The organism is Streptomyces sp. NTD91, assembly GCF_059510455.1.
Genome location: NZ_JCAJZW010000001.1, coordinates 316,611 through 334,158 on the forward strand (window position 1 = coordinate 316,611; position 17,548 = coordinate 334,158).

The window sequence follows — 17,548 nt, forward strand, 5'->3', positions numbered from 1 at the left end:
CAGGGTTGTTCGTGACGCCGAGGGGGAGCAACGCATGGACGGTGGGCCGCGAGTGCCTGAGCAGCGGCGTTCCGGCTCCGTGACCGGCACGGAGCCGGAGGCGCTGCGGTTCGGCGTGCTCGGTCCGGTGCGGGCCTGGCGCGGTGCGGAGCAGGTCGGCACGGGGTCGCCCCAGCAGCGCGCCCTGCTGGCCGCCCTGCTGCTGCGCGAGGGCCGTACGGCGACGGCGGCGGAGCTCATCGACGCCCTCTGGGGCGACGAGCCGCCGTCCCAGGCGCTGGCTGCGGTGCGCACGTACGCCTCGCGGCTCCGCAAGATCCTTCCTCCCGGCATCCTGGTCAGCGAGTCCGGCGGATACGCGGTGCGCGCGCTCGACGAGGGCGCGCTGGACCTGGCGGTCGCGCAGACCCTCGCGGTCCGGGCGGAGAAGGCACGGGCCGCCGGCGACCTGTGCCGCGCCCGGGCACTCCTGAACGAGGCCCTGGCCCTGTGGGACGGCGAGGTCCTGGCCGGCGTCCCCGGCCCCTACGCCGAGACCCAGCGGGTCCGCCTGGAGGAATGGCGCCTCGGCCTCCTCGAGACCCGCCTGGACATGGACCTGGAGCAGGGCAGCCATGCGGAGGCGGTCTCGGAACTGACGGCGCTCACGGCGGCGCACCCCCTGCGCGAGCGCCTGCGCGAACTGCTGATGCTGGCCCTGTACCGCAGCGGACGCCAGGCGGAGGCCCTGGCCGTCTACGCCGACACCCGACGCCTGCTGGCTGAGGAGCTGGGGGTCGACCCGAGGCCCGGCCTGCGCGAGCTCCAGCAGCGGATCCTCCAGGCGGACCCGGCCCTGGCGGAACCGTCGTCCCCGGCGGCGGAACCCTCGACGGTCCCGGTACGCCCCGCACAACTGCCCGCCTCCGTACCGGACTTCACCGGCCGGGCCGCCTTCGTCTCCGAACTGAGCGAGGTGCTGGCGTCGGCGTCCGAGTCACCCGATGCCGGGGGCCGGGTGATGGCGGTGTCGGCGCTGGCCGGTATCGGCGGGGTGGGCAAGACGACGCTGGCGGTCCACGTGGCCCACCGGGCGCGCGGCGCTTTCCCCGACGGCCAGCTCTACGTCGACCTGCAGGGTGCGGGACCCCGCCCGGCGGAGCCGGAGACGGTGCTGGGTTCGTTCCTGCGTGCCCTGGGCACGGCGGACTCGGCGATCCCGGACTCCCTGGACGAACGGGCCGCACTCTACCGCTCGGTGCTGGACGGACGCCGGGTCCTGGTGCTGCTGGACAACGCCAAGGACGCGGCCCAGGTACGCCCCCTCCTGCCCGGCACGGAGGGCTGCGCCGCCCTGGTCACCTCCCGCGTCCGCATGGTCGACCTGGCGGGCGCCCACCTGGTGGACCTGGACGTCATGTCCCCGGACGAGGCGCTGGCACTGTTCACGAAGATCGTGGGCGAGGAACGGGTGGCGGCGGAGCGGGAGTCCGCCCTGGACGTCGTCGCGGCCTGCGGCTTCCTCCCCCTCGCCATCCGCATCGCGGCCTCCCGCCTGGCGGCCCGCCGCACCTGGACGGTCTCGGTCCTGGCCGCCAAGCTCGCGGACGAACGCCGCCGCCTGGACGAACTGCAGGCCGGCGACCTCGCGGTGAAGGCCACCTTCGAGCTCGGCTACGGCCAACTGGAACCGGCCCAGGCCAGGGCGTTCCGCCTGCTGGGCCTGGCCGACGGCCCGGACGTCTCCCTCGCCGCCGCGGCCGCGGTCCTGGACCTCCCCGCGGAGGAAACCGAGGACCTCCTTGAGGCCCTGGTGGACACGTCCCTGCTGGAATCGGCGGCGCCCGGCCGCTACCGCTTCCACGACCTGGTCCGCCTCTACGCGCGTGCCTGCGCGGACAGGGACGAGCAGCCGCCGAGCGAGCGGGACGCCGCGCTGTCGCGGTTGCTGGACTTCTACCTGGCCACGGCGGCACAGGTGTATGCGATGGAGCGGCCGGGGGACCGGTTGGTGGACCACCTGGAGAGGACCGGCGTCCCAGGACTGGCCTTCACCGATCGCCGCGCTGCCCAGGACTGGCTCTACGCCGAGGCCGTACCGCTTCTGGCCTGCGTACGGCAGTCGTCGGGCGGCACGACGCTGCGGCGCGCCGTCGACCTGCTGTGGGCGGCGGTCGACCTCGCGGAGTCGGGGGCGAACTTCAAGGAGTACGAGGCGGCCGGCACAGCCCTGCGCAGCGCGTCCCACGCCGCGTCCGACATGCGGGCCGAAGGCCGTGCCCTTCTGGTACTGGCCAACGCACGTCACTGGTCCGGGCAGTTCACCCAGGCCTACGAGGAGGCGCGACAGGCACTTGCCCTGTCGGAGGCGGCCGACGACCCCCTGCCCTGCTGCTGGGCCGCGAACATCCTCGGGATCTTCGCCTACTACCAGAGCCGCTACGCCGAGGGTGAGGCACACCTGGAGCGTGCCATCGCCGACTTCCGTGACTGCGGCGACCTTTCCGGCGCGGCAGCGGCACTGTGCAATCTCTCGCGTCTGCACCTGCAGACGGACCGGGCCGACAGCGCGGTGCATCTGGCGCGGCAGGGCACCGAGATGTACGAGAAGCTCGGACACTCGCTGAAGGCGGCCAACGGCCACTACGCCCTCGGGCTGGCCCTCGGAAAGAGCGGGCAACTGGCCGACGCCGGAGCCCATCTGGGCCAGGCCCTGGCCGTCTTCCGGGCCAGCAGGCAGCGCCTGTGGGAGGGGATGACCCTCTTCCGGCTCGCCGAGGTGGACCTGCTCGCACAACGCCCGGCCCAGGCCGCCGCCAACGCCGAGATGGCCCTGACCCCGCTCAAGGAGATCGGCGGCGAGTGGCGGCGCGGCAACGTGCTCACCGTTCTCGGGAAGGCGCTGAACGGGATCGGACACACGGGCAGGGCCCAGGTCTGCTGGCGTGAGGCCCTGGAGATCTACGAACGGCTGAACTCACCGGAAGCGGCCGAGGTCCAGGCTCTCCTGGCACCGGCCGCCGCGGCCTGACCGGGCGCTGCCGCGGCGTTCATCGATCGTTTATCGCCACACGGCACTCTCATGGACACCGGGGCCGTCGTGCCGGGGGGCAGACGGACCAGCCGGTGAGACCGCCGCACTCGCGATCTAGAGTGGGCGGCTCCAGCGGCCCATCCGGCCACACTCGGGGGAGTGTCCGGATGGGCCCGCAACCGCTGCAACGCAATCTCCAAGGGGAGCACCTGATGGGCGACATCATCAAGGACGAGCCGGTCACGCCGGACAACACGCACATCACCGACGCCGAGGCCGGCACCGAGGTCAAGCCGCTCAACACCCACATCACCGACGCCGCAGCCGGCACCGAGGTCAACCCCCTCAACACCCACATCACGGACGCCGAGGCGGTGGCCGTCGACGGCACGGTGACTCCGGACAACACCCACATCACGTCCGAGCCCAGCTGAACCACCTCCCGCAGGGGGGACCGGCCGCGACGGCGCCGAGGGGGAGCCGTCGCGGCCGAGGTGTGTCCCCGGGCGCGGAACTGCCGGGTCACGTCGCGCAGGTGGCCGGGGAACACGCAGTGTGCGGTACGGGCCGGGGCCGACGGGGCCACCGCACCTCGCTTGCAGGCCGGGCGGGTCCCGGACCGCTCAGCCTGACTCCCCGGCCGGCCCGAGTCTGCCGGTTGCTCCTCCGCCCGTGGCCCCCGGGGCCGGTGCGACAGAAGGGGCACCCTTGGGGCCTTTGGCCACCCGCAGAAACCCCTTCACCACCTTCCCACTCGCATTCCGCGGGAGTTCCGCCACGAACTCCACCGACCTCGGCACCTTGTAGTTCGCCATCTCGCGGCGGGACCAGGCGATCAGGTCGTCGGAGGTCAGGGTCGAGTCGGGTCTGCGCACGACGTACGCCTTGGCGACCTCGCCCAGCCGGGTGTCGGGCGTGCCGATCACCGCCACGTCGGCCACATCGGGGTGGGTGCCCAGCAGTTGCTCTATCTCCGCCGGGTAGGCGTTGAAGCCGCCGACGATGAACATGTCCTTGATGCGGTCCGTGATGCGCAGGTTGCCCGCCTCGTCCAGGACACCCACGTCTCCCGTGTGCAGCCAGCCGTCCGCCGAGATCACCTCGGAGGTGGCCCGGGGATCCTCGTAGTAGCCGCGCATGACGTTGAAGCCCCGGACCAGCACCTCGCCCGCTTCACCGGGCCGTACCGGCGTGCCCGTCGCGTCCACCAGCCGTAGCTCCGTCCCCGGGATCGCCCGGCCGGAGGTGGACGCGACGACCGACGGGGCGTCGCCGCGCCGGCACATCGTGACGATGCCGCTCGCCTCCGAGAGGCCGTACGCCGTGAGGACCGTGTCCACGCCCAGTTCACCGCGCAGTCGTTCCACCAGGCGCAGCGGCACGACCGCCGCGCCTGTGACGACCAGACGCAGCGCCGAGAGGTCGTACGCGTCCCGCGACGGGTGGTCCAGCAGCGACTGGAGGAGGGTGGGCGGGCCCGGCAGGACCGAGATGCGTTCCGCCGCGATGTTCGCCAGTGCCGTCTCCACGTCGAACACCGGCTGCGGGATCATCGTCGCCCCGCGCATCAGGCAGGCGATCACCCCGGCCTTGTAGCCGAAGGTGTGGAAGAAGGGGTTGATGATCAGGTAGCGGTCGCCCGCCCGCAATCCGGCCAGGTCGGCCCAGATCTCGTACGCCCCGAGGGTCTGGGCGTGCGTGATCACCGCGCCCTTCGGGCGGCCCGTCGTACCCGACGTGTAGATGATGTCCGACAGGGCCGAGCCGTCCAGTTCCCGGCGGCGCGGATCCACTTCGGGCAGGCCCGCCCCGTCCCCTGTCGTCAGGAATTCCTTCCAGGTGCGGAAGTCCGGTGGCGCGTCCTCCGACAGGACCACCACCTCCTCCAGGTCCGGCAGCCCCGGGAGCGGGACCCGTCGCCCCGGCTCCCCCGGCCGCCTCTCCCCCGCCGCCCGCCGCAGGCTCGCCACGTACGACGTGCCCAGGAACGTGCCCGTCACGAACAGCAGCCGGGCCCGGCTGCGGCGCAGCACGTCCGCCGCCTCCGTGCCCTTGAAACGGGTGTTGAGAGGGACGAGGACGGCACCGGCGGTGACCGCGCCCAGGGCCGCGACGATCCAGCCCAGGGAGTTCGGGGCCCAGACCGCGACCCGGTCGCCGGGTTGCACGCCGCGTGCCATGCAGGCCGCCGCCGCCCGCTCCACCCGGGTGCCCAGCTCGCCGTACGTGAGCCTCGTACGGCCCTCCACCACGGCCTCGGTGTCCGCGTACCGCTCGGCGGACCATCTCACCAGGCCGGGGACGGTCTCCCAGTCGCTCATCACAGGCCCCCTGTCCGTACACAGCTGACTGTTCGTCAGATTAGTTGTAACCTGACGCCCTGTCAGGAGAGGGGGACGCCATGGCAGCGAACGGGCTGAAGGACGCCACCGCCATCGTCGGGATCGGGCAGACCGCGTTCGCCAAGCACCTTGCGGAGGACGAGAAGACGCTCGCCTGCCGGGCCGTGCTGGCCGCGCTCGACGACGCGGGGATCGCACCCGGCGAGGTCGACGGCCTCGCCTCCTACACCATGGAGGCCACCGACGAGGTGGAGCTCGCCAAGGCCGTCGGGCTCGGGGATCTCACCTTCTTCAGCAAGACCCCGTACGGCGGTGGCGGGTCCTGTGCCACCGTCGCCCACCTCGCCGCCGCCATCGCCTCCGGGCAGGCCACCGTGGGGGTCGCCTGGCGGTCGCGGAAGCGGGGCAGCGGGCCGCGGCCCTGGACCGACACCACGTTCCAGCTCCCCACCCCCGCCCAGTGGACCCGGCCCTTCGGACTGCTGCGTCCCGTCGACGAGATCGCCATGCTCGCCCGCCGCTACCTGCACGAGTACGGCGCCACCCGCGATCACCTCTTCAACGTCGCCCTCGCCTGCCGGAACCGGGCCAACCAGAACCCGGCCGCCGTGATGTACGAGCGGCCACTGACCCGCGAGATGTACATGACCTCGCGCTGGATCAGCGAGCCGCTCTGCCTCTTCGACAACTGCCTGGAGACGGACGGCGCCCTCGCCTGCGTCATCGTGGGCAGGGAGCGCGCCCGGGACTGTCGTACCCGGCCCGTCTACGTCCACTCCGCCGCCCAGGGGCTGCCCGCCCAGCACCACGGCATGGTCAACTACTGGAACGACGACCCCCTCACCGGGCCGGCCTGGACCGCCGCCCGGCATCTGTGGAAGCACGCCGACTTCACCCCGGACGACGTGGACGTGGCGCAGATCTACGACGCGTTCACCGCCCTCGTCCCGCTCTCGCTGGAGGGGTACGGCTTCTGCAAGCGGGGCGAGGGCGGGGCTTTCACCGAGCAAGGGGCCCTGGAGATCGGCGGGCGGCTGCCCCTGAACACCGGTGGGGGCGGGCTCTCCGAGGCCTATGTGCATGGCTTCAACCTCATCAACGAAGGCGTGAAGCAACTGCGCGGGACCAGCACCGCCCAGGTGCCCGGCGCCGCCACCTGCCTCGTCACGGCCGGCGAGGGCGTGCCCACCTCCGCCCTGCTGCTCAGGAGCTGATCATGCTGACCCCCCTCACCGACACCGACGGCGCCCCCTTCTGGGAGTACGCCGCCCGTGGTGAACTGCGTGTCCAGGCCTGCGGCGACTGCCACGAACCCCGCTTCCCGCCCCGCCCCTGCTGTCCGCACTGCCAGTCCTTCGCGAGCGAGTGGCGGTCGACCGGCGGGCGCGGGCGGATCTGGTCGTACGTCGTGCCGCATCCCCCGCTGCTGCCCGGCTACGCGGAACAGGCGCCGTACAACGTCGTCGTGGTGGAGCTGGCGGACTGCCCGCGGATCCGGCTGGTGGGGAACGTGGTCAGCCGCACCGGGGCACCGCTCGGCTCCGTCGATCCGCGGCGGCTCAGGATCGGCGCCCGGGTGCACGTCGTCTTCGGTGACGGTGGGCTGCCGCAGTGGGTGCTCGAATGAACACCGTGCGGCTCGAGGCGGACGAGGAGAGCGGGGTCGCCGTCGTCACCCTGGACCGGCCGCACCGGCTCAACGCCGTCGACCCGGACATGGTCCGCGAACTCGGCGTGGTGTGGCGGGCGTTGCGGTTCGACGACTCCGTGCGGGCCGTCGTGCTCACCGGGAGCGGGGAGCGGGCGTTCTGCACCGGGATCGACCGGGACACCGTCGTGCCGCAGCCGTCGTCGCCGTACATGCAGGACGATCCGCTGCTGGCCGTCGGGCCCAAGGCGAACGACCTGTGGAAGCCGGTCGTGGCCGCCGTGCGCGGGATGGCCTGCGGAGGCGCCTTCTATCTGCTGGGGGAGTGCGACGTCGTCGTCGCGGACAGCACGGCCGAGTTCTTCGATCCGCACACCTCGTACGGCATGGTCGGCGCCTACGAGTCGATGCTGATGGCGGCGCGGATGCCGTACGGGGAGGCGGCCCGGATGATGCTCATGGGGAACGCCGAGCGGATCTCCGCCCGGCGGGCCCACGAGATCGGGCTCGTGTCGGAAGTCGTGGAGCGTGGCGGGGCGTTGGCTGCGGCCCTGCGGTGTGCCGGAGTGATCGCCGGGCACCCGCCGCACGGGGTCCAGGGCACGGTCCGGGCGTTGTGGGCGGCCAAGGAGGCGGCCCTGGCCCAGGCGTTCGCGCAGGCGCCGCCGCTCATCGCCCTCGGGAGTCTGCCGACCGAGCGGCAGGCGGAGCTGTTCCGGAACAGGAGCCGCACCCGGCCTCACACACGGTGAGTGACCGTATGGCGGCGTACGCGCACTCGAGGTAGCGTCACCTCTGGGACGGCCGCCGTCCGGAGCCCTTCCGTGACGCACCGGTACGACGGCCGTCACGCTCACGTCGTGCGGGCCGTTCCCGTCCCCTTCTCCGCGTCCAGCGCGTACACGCAGCGGTCCTTGCTGCACGCGTACACGACACCGTCCTTGACGACCGGGGAGCCGGTGATCTCGCCGCCGGTCGCCAGCTTCCAGCGCAGGCGGCCGTCGTCGGCCTTCAGGGTGTAGAGGAGGTGGTCGGTGGAGCCGAAGTGGATACGGCCCTCGGCCACCGCCGGTGCGCCCACGACCTCGCCGCCCGCCTGGAAGCGCCACTTGGGCGTGCCGGTGACCGCGTCCAGGGTGTACAGGCCCTTGCCGCTGCCCACGTGGACATGGCCGGCGGCGACCAGCACCGGTTCGATGGAGGAACGCGCCTCCGTGGCGATGCGCCAGCGGTCGCGGCCGTCGGTGGCGTCGAGGGCGTAGACGGTGCCCAGGTAGTCGGCCAGGTAGACGCCGCCGCCGGTGACCGCCGGGCCGGGTGCGAAGGCCGGCGGGCACAGGAAGACCGCTGGGGCCTCGAAGTGCCAGCGGACCATGCCGCTCGCCGCCTCGACGGCGAGGACGCGGGTGCCGGCGGAGACGTAGACGTAGCCGTCGGCGGCCGGGGCGAGGCGGACGGGCACGCCGCCGCAGGAGGCCGCGTCGCCGACCGGGTACGACCAGCGCTCCTCGCCGGTGCGGGCCTCCAGGGCGCGCAGCCGGGCGTCCTGCCAGACGTACACCGTGCCCTCGTGCACGAGGGGCCCGGCCTCCGGGGACTCGAAGTCGGTCTGGCAGCCGCTGATCTCCCACAGCTTCTGCCCGTTCGACGCCTCCCAGGCCTGGACGCCACCGCCCCGGGTGCCGGTGACGACGGTGCCGTGGTCGGCCTCGAGCGAGTACACCCAGGCGTCCGTGGACAGCCGCCACAGGTCGGTGCCCTCACGGGCGTCCAGGGCGAACAGGGTCGGGCCGTCGGAGGCGTGGATACGGCCGTCCGCCACCGCCATGGACCAGGCGACGTCCCTGGTCTTGAAGCGGCGCCGGCCGGTGGCCACGTCCAGGGCGTGCACCTCGAAGGAGGTGACGTACACCAGGTCGCCGTCCACCGAGGGGGTGCCCCAGACCTCGTTGGACATGCGGAACCGCCAGGGCCGCCAGCCGCTCGCCGTCTCCGGGGGCTGCGGCGGCGCGGCCGGTACGGCGGGGTCGGCGCCGGCGACACCGGGGCGCGGCCGGGACCAGTTGGCGACCAGGCCGGCCTCGGGCGGGGGCGCCTTGACGGCCGCGGCGCGGGCGTCGGCGACGCGCGGGCCGGGGCCGATGGGCACCGCGGCGCCGGCGAGACGGACCGGGCCGGTGTCGGGGGCGCCGACCGGGGCGGGGATCGGCGGCGGGTCGTAGGGGGGCGGCGGAGGTACGGCGGCGCGGCCGCCGCTCCTGGGGCCGCCGGTGGGGGCCGGGGCGGGCTTGGCGGCGGGACGACCGCCGCGGCCGCGGGCCTCGATGAGCGCGACCGCCTTCTCGGGCAGCCAGGCGGAGGCGGTGCCGCTGTCGTCGGAGGCGGAGCCGAAGAGGTGGGGCGCCAGCTGGGCCTGGAGGTCGGCCGGGGTGGGGCGGGCGGAGGCCTCCATCTGCATGCAGGCCTCGATCAGCGGACGCAGCTCGTCGGGCAGGCCGGTGAGGTCCGGGCCCTCGCGCAGCAGCATGAACACGGTCTCGACCGGGTTGGCGCCGTGGAAGGGCGGGTGGCCGGTGGCCGCGAAGACAAGGGTGGAGCCGAGGGAGAACACGTCGCTGGCGCCGGTGACGCTGCGGGAGTCCTTGGCCTGCTCCGGGGACATGTAGGCGGGGGTGCCGACGGCGACGTTCGTCATGGTCAGCCGGGTGTTGGAGACGCCGGAGGCGATACCGAAGTCGATCACCCGGGGGCCGTCCTCGACCACGAGCACGTTGGAGGGCTTCAGATCGCGGTGGACCAGCCCGGCGCCGTGGATGGACTGGAGGGCCTCCGCGACACCCGCCGCCAGCCAGCGCACGGCCTGGGCCGGGAGCGGCCCGCAGTCGTTCACTATCTCCTCGAGGGAGGGAGCGGGGACGTACGCGGTCGCGAGCCAGGGCACGGCGGCGCGCGGGTCGGCGTCCACGACGGCCGCCGTGTAGAAGCCGGAGACCGCGCGGGCCGCTTCCACCTCGCGGGTGAAGCGCACCCGGAACAGCTGGTCCTCGGCCAGCTCGGTGCGCACCGTCTTGATCGCCACGCGCCGGCCGGACGCCGAGCGCGCGAGATAGACCAGCCCCATGCCGCCGGCGCCCAGCCGGCCCAGCACCTCGAACGGCCCGATCCGCCGCGGATCGTGCTGCGTCAGCTGATCCACCACTTGCCTGCCACCTCCCCGTACGAGCCGCGTCACCCACATATGTACGCGACCGAAGTGCAGCGTCTCACCACCGCACCGCCGTGGCGGCACGCACCCCGATTCTTCCTGGCCGGGCGGCTGGTTGCGAACCCAGTGACATTCGGGGTGTCAAGCCCCCAAACACCTCAAAATGGATGAATCGGTGCCATGACGGTACGGCGATCATCGTTGCAGGAGCGCGAACGACGCCCCCTGATTGTCGGTGACGACGGCCACTCGTCCGTACGACGTCTCAAAGGGTGGCGCCTGCACCCGGCCGCCGAGCCGCTGTACGGCCCCGAGGGTGTCGTCCAGGTCCGCGACCCGGAAGTGGGTGAGGAAGTGCGGGGGATACTCGGCCGGGAAGACGTCGGTGACGTCGGCGCGGCCGAAGTCGGGCTCGGCGCCCTCGCCGAAGAGGGCGTGATGGAAGAGGCCGCCGTAGAAGGTGTTGGCGCCGTCGGTGTCCCGGGTGTACAGCTCGGCCCAGACGAAGGTGCCGGGTGCGTGCCGGCGTCCGAAGCCCCGGTGCCGGCCCGGCTGCCACAGCCCGAACACCGCGCCCTCGGGGTCGGCGACGAGAGCGGCGACGCCGAGGTCGCCCACCGGGAACGGGGCCATGACCACCTGCCCGCCGGCCGCGGCGACCCGCCGGCCGAGCACCTCGGCGTCCGGGGTGGCGAACGACACCGTCCAGACCGTCGGCATGCGGCCGTCGATCTTGGGCGCGAGGGAGGCGACCCGGTCCCCCTCCAGCAGGGCCCACACCGAGGAGCCGTACGCGTCCTCGAAGGTCCACCCGAAGAGCTCACCGTAGAACCGCTTGCCCGCCTCGACGTCGGCGAGCTGGGCGTCCACCCAGCAGGGCACACCCTCCCCGTACACCTCGGTGGCCTCTTCGGCCCCTTCATTCCCGGATGCCCTGTTTTCGGCCATGCCGTCAAGGTAACCGGGCCGCCCGCACCCCGCAGACCAGGCACACCCCTCCCAGAGCAGTCGTGCACCCCATTTGCAGTCGGCCGAATCGCGCTCCGATCACCCCTCGGTAAGCTGACGGCATGACAGGACAAGTGCGTACCGTCGACGGCCGCGTGGCCGGCCGGCGTGGGCAGGCGACCCGGCAGAAGCTGCTCGACTGCCTCAGCGAGATGCTCAGCTCCTCCCCCTACCGGGACGTCAAGGTCATCGATGTCGCCCGGAAGGCGGGAACCTCTCCCGCGACCTTCTACCAGTACTTCCCCGACGTCGAAGGCGCCGTCCTGGAGATCGCCGAGCACATGGCGGCCGAGGGCGCCGGATTGACCGAGCTGCTCGAGGGGCGGTCCTGGGCCGGCAAGTCGGGATGGCAGACCGCACAGGAACTCGTGGACGGGTTCCTGGAGTTCTGGCGCAAGAACGACGCGATCCTGCGGGTCGTCGACCTGGGCGCGGCCGAGGGGGACAAACGGTTCTACAAGATCCGCATGAAGATCCTCAATTCGGTGAACAACTCCCTGGCCGGCTCCATCGCCGAGTTGCAGTCCAAGGGAAGGGTCGACAAGGACGTGAACCCGGCGGCGGTCGCCGGCTCGCTGGTCGCCATGCTCGCGGCGGTGGCGGCACACCAGAAGGGCTTCTCGTCCTGGGGTGTGAAGCAGGCCGAACTCAAGCCGAACCTCGCCCTGTTGGTCCACCTGGGCGTGACGGGAAGGAAGCCGAGCAAGTAGCCCGCGCCCGCGCCACCCTGTTCCTTCTTTCCAAGTCCTGTCTGGCAGGCGGCAGTTCACCGAGGTGGGCTGCCGCCTGCCGTGTTACGCGGGCAGTGGCCGGTCCCGCACCACGTGTTTCATCACCAGTGTCGAGGTGAGCCGCTGCACACCCGGCAGGGTGGCCAGCCGCTCGTCGTACAGCCGCTGGAAGGCCGCGAGGTCGGCGGTGGCGACCCGGAGCAGATAGTCCGGCTCACCGAACAGCCGCTGGGCCTCGAGGACGTGCTCCAGCTCGCCGACCGCCCGCTCGAACTCGGCGACCGTGTCCCGGTCCTCCTGCCGCATCGACACGAAGACCAGCGCCTCGAAGTTCAGCCCGAGCGCCGCCGGGTCCACCACCGCCCGGTATCCCTCGATGGCACCGGACCGCTCCAGCTCGCGCAGCCGACGGTGGCAGGGCGAGACGCTCAGGCGCACCCGCGCGGCCAGCTCGGTCACGGTCAGCCGCCCATCCTGTTGCAGCTCGGCAAGGATTTTCCGGTCAACGTCGTCCATGAGAAAGATCCTCCCTCACGGCCGCGGGTGTCGAGCAAACTTCGGGAACACTTTCGGGCCATTCACGCCTAATGTCGCCGGCATGGACTCGGGACTGCTCTTCTCCTTCCTCGCCGTGGATCTGCTGCTGGTGTGCGTACCGGGCGCCGACTGGGCGTACGTCATCGCGACCGCCCTGCGCCGCGGCCCGGTGCCGCGGGCGGTGGCCGGCCTGGTCTGCGGGTACGCCCTGCACACGGCACTGGCGACAGCCGGCCTCGCGGTCCTGGTGGCGGGCTCCCCGAAGCTGCTGACGGCCCTGACGGTGGCGGGCGCGGGATACCTGCTGTGGCTCGGGTGGGGCGTGCTGCGCCGCCCGGCCGTGCCGAGCGCGGCGAACCAGGCCGCGGAGGCCCGGGGGTTCTTCCTGCGCGGGGCCACGATCAGCGGGCTGAACCCCAAGGGGCTGCTGCTCTACCTCTCCGTCCTCCCCCAGTTCCTCACCCTGCGCGGCGCCCACCTGCCGGTCCCGGCCCAGACGGCGGCCCTCGGCCTCCTCCACATGGGGTGCTGCGCGGTGGTGTACCTCACGGTGGGCACGGTGGCGCGCGTGCTGCTCTCGGCGAGGCCGGCGGCGGCCCGGGCGGTGGCGCGGACGTCGGGGGCGGCGATGGTGGGGATCGGAGCGGTGCTTCTGGTGGAGCGGCTCGCGACGATGTAGCTCCGCCGGGTGGGGCCGTGTCGGGGCGCGCCGGGAGGCCGTGCGGCGTCTTCGGCTTCGTCGTGGCCGCCCGCGCCGGCGCGACGGAGCCGCATGCCGGGCACGGCCTCACGCCCCTCAGGGCGCCGCGGTGATCCGGAACAGGCGGATCTCCCTCGTCACGCGGGCCTGATACGTGGCGTACGGCGGCCAGAACTCCAGCAGGGCCGCCCAGGTCCGCGCCCGCTCCTGCCCCGTCAGCAGCCGGGCCGTGACCGGGATGTCCTGCCCCCGTCGGCTGATCGAGGCCTCGGGGTGGGCCAGGAGATTGTGGGTCCAGGCCGGGTGGCCGGTGCGGCCGAAGTTGGAGCCGACGAGGATCCAGGTCCTGCCGTCCTCCTCGGGCATGCAGGCCAGCGGAGTCCTGCGGGGCAGACCGCTGCGGGCGCCGGTGGAGGTGAGGACGACACCGGGCAGCATCCGGGTGCTGAGCAGGAGGCGGCCCCGGGTGAGCCGGTGGACGGCCCGGTCGAGCGCCGGGACCACGTGCGGGGCGACCTTCGCGAAGGCGCGGGTGGACGACACCCGCTGCACGAACCTCACCGCGGGCCCGGCCATCAGACGGCCACCTCGCCGCCCGCGAAGAGACCGGCGGCCTCGGCGGTCCGGTCCCGCAGCCGGTGCACGGGCCCGAACAGCAACTCGTCCCCGGCGGCCCGCTTGAAGTACAGATGGGCATCGTGCTCCCAGGTGAACCCGATGCCCCCGTGCAACTGGATCCCCTCGGCGGCGGCACTTCGCAGGGACTCCAGCGCCTGAGCGAGCGCAAGCCCGCCGGCGGGCTCCTCCCGCCCGCCGGAGGACCCTCCGCGGGCCGCCGACGGCGAGGGCCCCCCGCGGGGGCCGCCCGCACCCGGCGGCGAAGGCCGCCCAGCCGGCGCGGGCGGGGACGACACCGCCGCCGACGGCCGAGCCGAGGCGGCGGCCCACGCGGCGAAATACGCGGCCGACCGCGCCGCCTGCACCCCCACGTACACGTCCGCCAGCCGATGCTTCACCGCCTGGAAGGACCCGACCGGCCGCCCGAACTGCTCGCGCTGCCCGACGTACTCCACGGTCCGCTCCAGCACCCGCTCCGCCGCCCCGACCGCCTCACAGGCGAGCACCGCGGCGGCCCCTTCCCCGACGGCGGCCAGCGCGGACAGCACAGCCGCGTCCTCCGCCTCGCCCTCCTCCCCCAGCAACTCGGCCCGCACGTCCCTCAGCTGCACCCGCCCCTGCGCGCGCGTGGCGTCGAGGGCGGTCTGCCGGGTGCGCACGACGCCGGGCGCGCCCCCCGCCACCAGGAACAGCCGCGTCCGGGACCGGGCGAAGCCGCCGGTGTGCGCGGCGACGAGCAGCAGCCCCGCGCTGTGCCCGTCCAGCACCTGGTCGACCTGCCCGTACAGCCGCCAGTCGCCGGCGGTCCGCCGGGCCTGGACACCCCCGGCCCGTCCGCCGCCGGCGGCGAAAGCGCGGTTGTCGGCCGTGAGCGCGAGCGCGGTGGTGAGGGCGGGCCCGGGGACGGCCAGAGCGGCGGTGAGGGTGCCCGCGGCCAGGCGGGGCAGCAGCTCGGCACGCTGGGCCTGCGTACCCAGGGCGAGGATCAGCGGCGCGGTGAGGACGGAGCTGGCCAGCAGCGGGGAGGGGGCGAGTGCGCGGCCGGTCTCCTCGCAGGCGAGGGCCAGTTCGGTGAGCGTGCAGCCGACGCCGCCGTACCGCTCGGGCAGGGCGAGGCCGGGCAGGCCGAGCCGGTCGGCGAGGGCGGACCACAGGAGGGGGTCGTGTCCGGCCGGGCTGTCGACGGCGGTCCGCAGCTCCGGCGAGCCGCACCGCTTGTGCAGCAGCCCGCGCAGGGTGCGGCGGATCTCGTCCTGCTCGGCGGTCAGGCGCGTGTCCATGGCTCTTCCCTCCGTATCTGACGGTGCGTCATATTAGGAGCGTCACAGTGATAAGCACAGGGGAAGGTGGGCTCTCATGGCTGCGGGAAGCCGTAAGGTCGCCGTGGTCGGCGTGGCCCTCTCCGACTGCGGGCGCGTGGCGGACGCCACCCCGTACACCCTGCACGCGCAGGCGGCCCGCCGCGCCCTCGCGGACGCCGGTCTGGACCGGGCCCGCATCGACGGCCTCGCCTCGGCGGGCCTCGGCACGCTGGCCCCGGTGGAGGTGGCCGACTACCTGGGCCTGCGCCCCACCTGGGTGGACTCCACCTCGGTCGGCGGTTCGACCTGGGAGGTCATGGCGGCGCACGCTGCGGACGCGATAGCGGCGGGCCACGCGAACGCCGTCCTCCTCGTCTACGGCTCGACGGCACGCGCGGACATCAAGGCCGGCCGGAGGACCGGCGACCTGTCCTTCGGCGCCCGCGGCCCCTTGCAGTTCGAGGTCCCCTACGGCCACACCCTGATCGCGAAGTACGCCATGGCCGCCCGCCGCCACATGATCGAACACGGCACCACCGTCGAGCAGTTGGCCCAGGTGGCGGTCCAGGCCCGGGCCAACGCGGCGCTGAACCCGGAGGCGATGTTCCGCGACCCCATCACGGTCGACGACGTCCTGGCGGGCCCGGTGATCGCCGACCCCTTCACCAAGCTGCACTGCTGCCCGCGCTCGGACGGCGGCGCGGCAGTCGTGCTGGCGGCCGGGGAGTACGTACGGGACTGCCGTACGGCCCCGGTCTGGATCCTCGGCACCGGTGAGCACGTCTCGCATGCGGCGATGTCCGAGTGGGCGGACTTCACCGTCTCCCCGGCGGCGGTGAGCGGCCGGCTCGCCTTCGCGCGGGCGGGGGTGGGGCCGGACGAGATGGACTTCGCGCAGCTCTACGACGCCTTCACCTACATGACCCTGGTGACACTGGAGGACCTGGGCTTCTGCGGGAAGGGTGAGGGCGGGGCGTTCGTGGGGAAGGGGCGGCTGCTGGTGCGGGGCGGGGACCTGCCGGTGAACACGGACGGGGGCGGACTGTCCGCCCAACACCCCGGGATGCGGGGGCTGTTCCTGCTGGTGGAGGCCGTACGGCAGCTGCGCGGGGAAGCCGGTGAGCGGCAGGTGCTGCGGCGCGACGGGGAGGTGCCCCGGCTGGGCGTGGTGTCCGGGACGGGGGGCTGGTTCTGTTCGTCCGGGACGGTGGTGCTCGGCCGGAACTGATCGGCCGCCCGCCCGCGCGGGAACACGCCTGTCGCCGGCCGGGGTTGCCTCCGGCCACGGACGAACCGCAGGAGTAGAGGGACATGGCGTTGACCCGCGAGGAGCGAGAGGCGTTCCTGGCCGAGGGGGCCGCGCTGGCGGTGGACGCGGGACGGGGGCGGGCACCACCGGCGGTGCCGATCTGGTACTGGTACGAGCCGGGCGGCGACGTGTGGATCATGACGGGCCTCGAGTCCCGGAAGAACCGCCTGATCGGCGAGGCGGGCCGGTTCACACTGATGGTCGACCGGCTGGAGCCGACGATCAGGTACGTGTCGGTGGAGGGGCCGGTGGTGCGGACGGCTCCTGCGACGATCGGGGAGCTGCGGCGGATGTCGGCGCGCTGTCTGCCGGCCGACAAGGTGGACGGCTACGTGGACTTCGCCTGGAAGAACCACGGCGAGCAGGCGGTGATCCACATGCGTCCGGAGCACTGGGTGTCGTCGGATCTCGGCCAGGTGTGACCATGGGGGCATGGGAACTGATCTCCCCGCACTGCTGAGGTCGCTGCGGGTCTGGGACCCCGGGACGACCGAGCTGCGCCCCTTCGACCCCGGCACCGCCCCGCCGACCCCGCTGGCGCTGTTCACGAACTGGTTCGCGGAGGCGGTGGCGGCCGGGCAGCCGGAACCGCACACGATGTCGCTGGCCACGGTGGACCGGAAGGGCGCACCGGACGTACGGATCGTGATCCTGCACGGCGCCGACGCGGACGGCTGGTCCTTCGCCACGCACGTCTCCAGCCGCAAGGGCCGCGCCCTGAGCGCCCACCCGTACGCGGCCCTGGCCTTCTACTGGCCGGTGCTGGGCCGCCAGGTACGGATGCGGGGACCGGTGACGGCGGCGCCGGCCGAGGAGAGCCAGGCCGATCTGCACGCCCGCTCGACGGGCGCGCTGGCCGCCGCGCTCACCGGCCGGCAGAGCGAGGAGCTGCCCTCGCTGGACGAGCTGCGGCGGGCGTCCGACCTGGCCTGGGAACGGGCCCGCGCCCACCCCGACGAACCGTCCCCCACCTGGACCCTGTACCGGCTGCGCCCCAGGACGGTGGAGTTCTTCCAGGGGGACGCCGAGAGGCAGCACGTGCGGCTGGAGTACCGGAGCACGGAGTTCGGGTGGAGCAAGGCGTTGCTCTGGCCGTGACCGGGCGCCCACCGGGCAGCCCCCGCCCCTGAGGGGGC

General features: G+C 73.2%; 16 protein-coding genes. 10 read left to right on the forward strand and 6 right to left on the reverse strand.

The features are described 5' to 3' along the window. The first annotated feature begins 34 nt into the window (after positions 1–34). Both afsR and AC5WRT_RS01455 read left to right on the forward strand, forming a co-directional pair. Positions 35–3,010, forward strand: coding sequence for an SARP-family global regulator AfsR (afsR, locus tag AC5WRT_RS01450; protein ID WP_496091789.1), 2,976 nt, complete (start codon positions 35–37; stop codon positions 3,008–3,010). Positions 3,011–3,180: 170 nt separating this feature from the next. Next, positions 3,181–3,447, forward strand: coding sequence for a hypothetical protein (locus tag AC5WRT_RS01455; RefSeq protein WP_496091790.1), 267 nt, complete (start codon positions 3,181–3,183; stop codon positions 3,445–3,447). 189 nt (positions 3,448–3,636) lie between these two features. On the opposite strand, the gene AC5WRT_RS01460 is transcribed toward AC5WRT_RS01455, so the two are convergent. Beyond that, positions 3,637–5,334, reverse strand: a complete 1,698-nt coding sequence (locus tag AC5WRT_RS01460; RefSeq protein WP_496091791.1) for a FadD3 family acyl-CoA ligase — start codon at positions 5,332–5,334, stop codon at positions 3,637–3,639. A gap of 80 nt (positions 5,335–5,414) precedes the next feature. Between AC5WRT_RS01460 and AC5WRT_RS01465 the strand changes: the two genes are divergently transcribed. The 3 genes from AC5WRT_RS01465 to AC5WRT_RS01475 are packed head-to-tail and all read left to right on the forward strand — an operon-like array spanning position 5,415 to position 7,755. Then, complete coding sequence (locus tag AC5WRT_RS01465; RefSeq protein WP_496091792.1) at positions 5,415–6,569, forward strand: lipid-transfer protein; 1,155 nt, start codon at positions 5,415–5,417, stop codon at positions 6,567–6,569. Between the two features lie 2 nt (positions 6,570–6,571). Next, positions 6,572–6,982 (forward strand): Zn-ribbon domain-containing OB-fold protein, encoded by a 411-nt coding sequence (locus AC5WRT_RS01470; RefSeq protein ID WP_496091793.1) that lies wholly within the window; start codon positions 6,572–6,574, stop codon positions 6,980–6,982. Next, positions 6,979–7,755: an enoyl-CoA hydratase/isomerase family protein gene (locus tag AC5WRT_RS01475; protein WP_496091794.1), complete on the forward strand. Its 777-nt coding sequence runs from the start codon at positions 6,979–6,981 to the stop codon at positions 7,753–7,755. Before AC5WRT_RS01470 ends, AC5WRT_RS01475 begins: the two co-directional genes overlap by 4 nt. 101 nt (positions 7,756–7,856) lie before the next feature. On the opposite strand, the gene AC5WRT_RS01480 is transcribed toward AC5WRT_RS01475, so the two are convergent. Beyond that, positions 7,857–10,202, reverse strand: a complete 2,346-nt coding sequence (locus AC5WRT_RS01480; RefSeq protein ID WP_496091795.1) for an outer membrane protein assembly factor BamB family protein — start codon at positions 10,200–10,202, stop codon at positions 7,857–7,859. Positions 10,203–10,403: 201 nt separating this feature from the next. Then, positions 10,404–11,156, reverse strand: a complete 753-nt coding sequence (kbpA, locus tag AC5WRT_RS01485) for an AfsK-binding protein KbpA (protein ID WP_496091796.1) — start codon at positions 11,154–11,156, stop codon at positions 10,404–10,406. A 134-nt stretch (positions 11,157–11,290) separates the two neighbouring features. On the opposite strand from kbpA, the gene AC5WRT_RS01490 reads away from it, so the two are divergent. Further along, positions 11,291–11,926, forward strand: a complete 636-nt coding sequence (locus AC5WRT_RS01490) for a TetR family transcriptional regulator (protein WP_496092003.1) — start codon at positions 11,291–11,293, stop codon at positions 11,924–11,926. 84 nt (positions 11,927–12,010) lie between these two features. Here AC5WRT_RS01490 and AC5WRT_RS01495 read toward each other — a convergent pair whose 3' ends face one another. Further along, positions 12,011–12,463 carry an Lrp/AsnC family transcriptional regulator gene (locus AC5WRT_RS01495; RefSeq protein WP_496091797.1) on the reverse strand — a complete coding sequence of 151 codons (453 nt, stop codon included), beginning with the start codon at positions 12,461–12,463 and terminating at the stop codon, positions 12,011–12,013. Between the two features lie 82 nt (positions 12,464–12,545). Between AC5WRT_RS01495 and AC5WRT_RS01500 the strand changes: the two genes are divergently transcribed. Continuing rightward, entirely contained in the window at positions 12,546–13,163 is a 618-nt protein-coding gene (locus AC5WRT_RS01500; protein WP_496091798.1) for a LysE family translocator, read from the forward strand. A gap of 117 nt (positions 13,164–13,280) precedes the next feature. Here AC5WRT_RS01500 and AC5WRT_RS01505 read toward each other — a convergent pair whose 3' ends face one another. Then, complete coding sequence (locus tag AC5WRT_RS01505; protein ID WP_496091799.1) at positions 13,281–13,760, reverse strand: nitroreductase family deazaflavin-dependent oxidoreductase; 480 nt, start codon at positions 13,758–13,760, stop codon at positions 13,281–13,283. Next, on the reverse strand, positions 13,760–15,082 hold the full coding sequence (locus AC5WRT_RS01510; protein WP_496091800.1) for an acyl-CoA dehydrogenase family protein: 1,323 nt from the start codon (positions 15,080–15,082) through the stop codon (positions 13,760–13,762). Before AC5WRT_RS01510 ends, AC5WRT_RS01505 begins: the two co-directional genes overlap by 1 nt. A gap of 76 nt (positions 15,083–15,158) precedes the next feature. On the opposite strand from AC5WRT_RS01510, the gene AC5WRT_RS01515 reads away from it, so the two are divergent. The 3 genes from AC5WRT_RS01515 (at position 15,159) to AC5WRT_RS01525 (ending at position 17,510) form a co-directional block, all read left to right on the forward strand. Next, complete coding sequence (locus tag AC5WRT_RS01515) at positions 15,159–16,331, forward strand: thiolase C-terminal domain-containing protein (RefSeq protein ID WP_496091801.1); 1,173 nt, start codon at positions 15,159–15,161, stop codon at positions 16,329–16,331. An 83-nt stretch (positions 16,332–16,414) separates the two neighbouring features. Further along, positions 16,415–16,834, forward strand: coding sequence for a pyridoxamine 5'-phosphate oxidase family protein (locus AC5WRT_RS01520; protein ID WP_496091802.1), 420 nt, complete (start codon positions 16,415–16,417; stop codon positions 16,832–16,834). 10 nt (positions 16,835–16,844) lie between these two features. Continuing rightward, positions 16,845–17,510, forward strand: coding sequence for a pyridoxine/pyridoxamine 5'-phosphate oxidase (locus tag AC5WRT_RS01525; protein ID WP_496099850.1), 666 nt, complete (start codon positions 16,845–16,847; stop codon positions 17,508–17,510). The last annotated feature ends 38 nt before the right edge of the window (positions 17,511–17,548 follow it).

Coding starts and splice junctions, on each gene's coding strand:
- afsR (WP_496091789.1), top strand. CDS start 35: ATGGACGGTGGGCCGCGAGTGCCTGAGCAGCGGCGTTCCGGCTCCGTG.
- AC5WRT_RS01455 (WP_496091790.1), top strand. CDS start 3,181: ATGGGCCCGCAACCGCTGCAACGCAATCTCCAAGGGGAGCACCTGATG.
- AC5WRT_RS01460 (WP_496091791.1), bottom strand. CDS start 5,334: ATGAGCGACTGGGAGACCGTCCCCGGCCTGGTGAGATGGTCCGCCGAG.
- AC5WRT_RS01465 (WP_496091792.1), top strand. CDS start 5,415: ATGGCAGCGAACGGGCTGAAGGACGCCACCGCCATCGTCGGGATCGGG.
- AC5WRT_RS01470 (WP_496091793.1), top strand. CDS start 6,572: ATGCTGACCCCCCTCACCGACACCGACGGCGCCCCCTTCTGGGAGTAC.
- AC5WRT_RS01475 (WP_496091794.1), top strand. CDS start 6,979: ATGAACACCGTGCGGCTCGAGGCGGACGAGGAGAGCGGGGTCGCCGTC.
- kbpA (WP_496091796.1), bottom strand. CDS start 11,156: ATGGCCGAAAACAGGGCATCCGGGAATGAAGGGGCCGAAGAGGCCACC.
- AC5WRT_RS01495 (WP_496091797.1), bottom strand. CDS start 12,463: ATGGACGACGTTGACCGGAAAATCCTTGCCGAGCTGCAACAGGATGGG.
- AC5WRT_RS01500 (WP_496091798.1), top strand. CDS start 12,546: ATGGACTCGGGACTGCTCTTCTCCTTCCTCGCCGTGGATCTGCTGCTG.
- AC5WRT_RS01505 (WP_496091799.1), bottom strand. CDS start 13,760: ATGGCCGGGCCCGCGGTGAGGTTCGTGCAGCGGGTGTCGTCCACCCGC.
- AC5WRT_RS01510 (WP_496091800.1), bottom strand. CDS start 15,082: ATGGACACGCGCCTGACCGCCGAGCAGGACGAGATCCGCCGCACCCTG.
- AC5WRT_RS01515 (WP_496091801.1), top strand. CDS start 15,159: ATGGCTGCGGGAAGCCGTAAGGTCGCCGTGGTCGGCGTGGCCCTCTCC.
- AC5WRT_RS01520 (WP_496091802.1), top strand. CDS start 16,415: ATGGCGTTGACCCGCGAGGAGCGAGAGGCGTTCCTGGCCGAGGGGGCC.
- AC5WRT_RS01525 (WP_496099850.1), top strand. CDS start 16,845: ATGGGAACTGATCTCCCCGCACTGCTGAGGTCGCTGCGGGTCTGGGAC.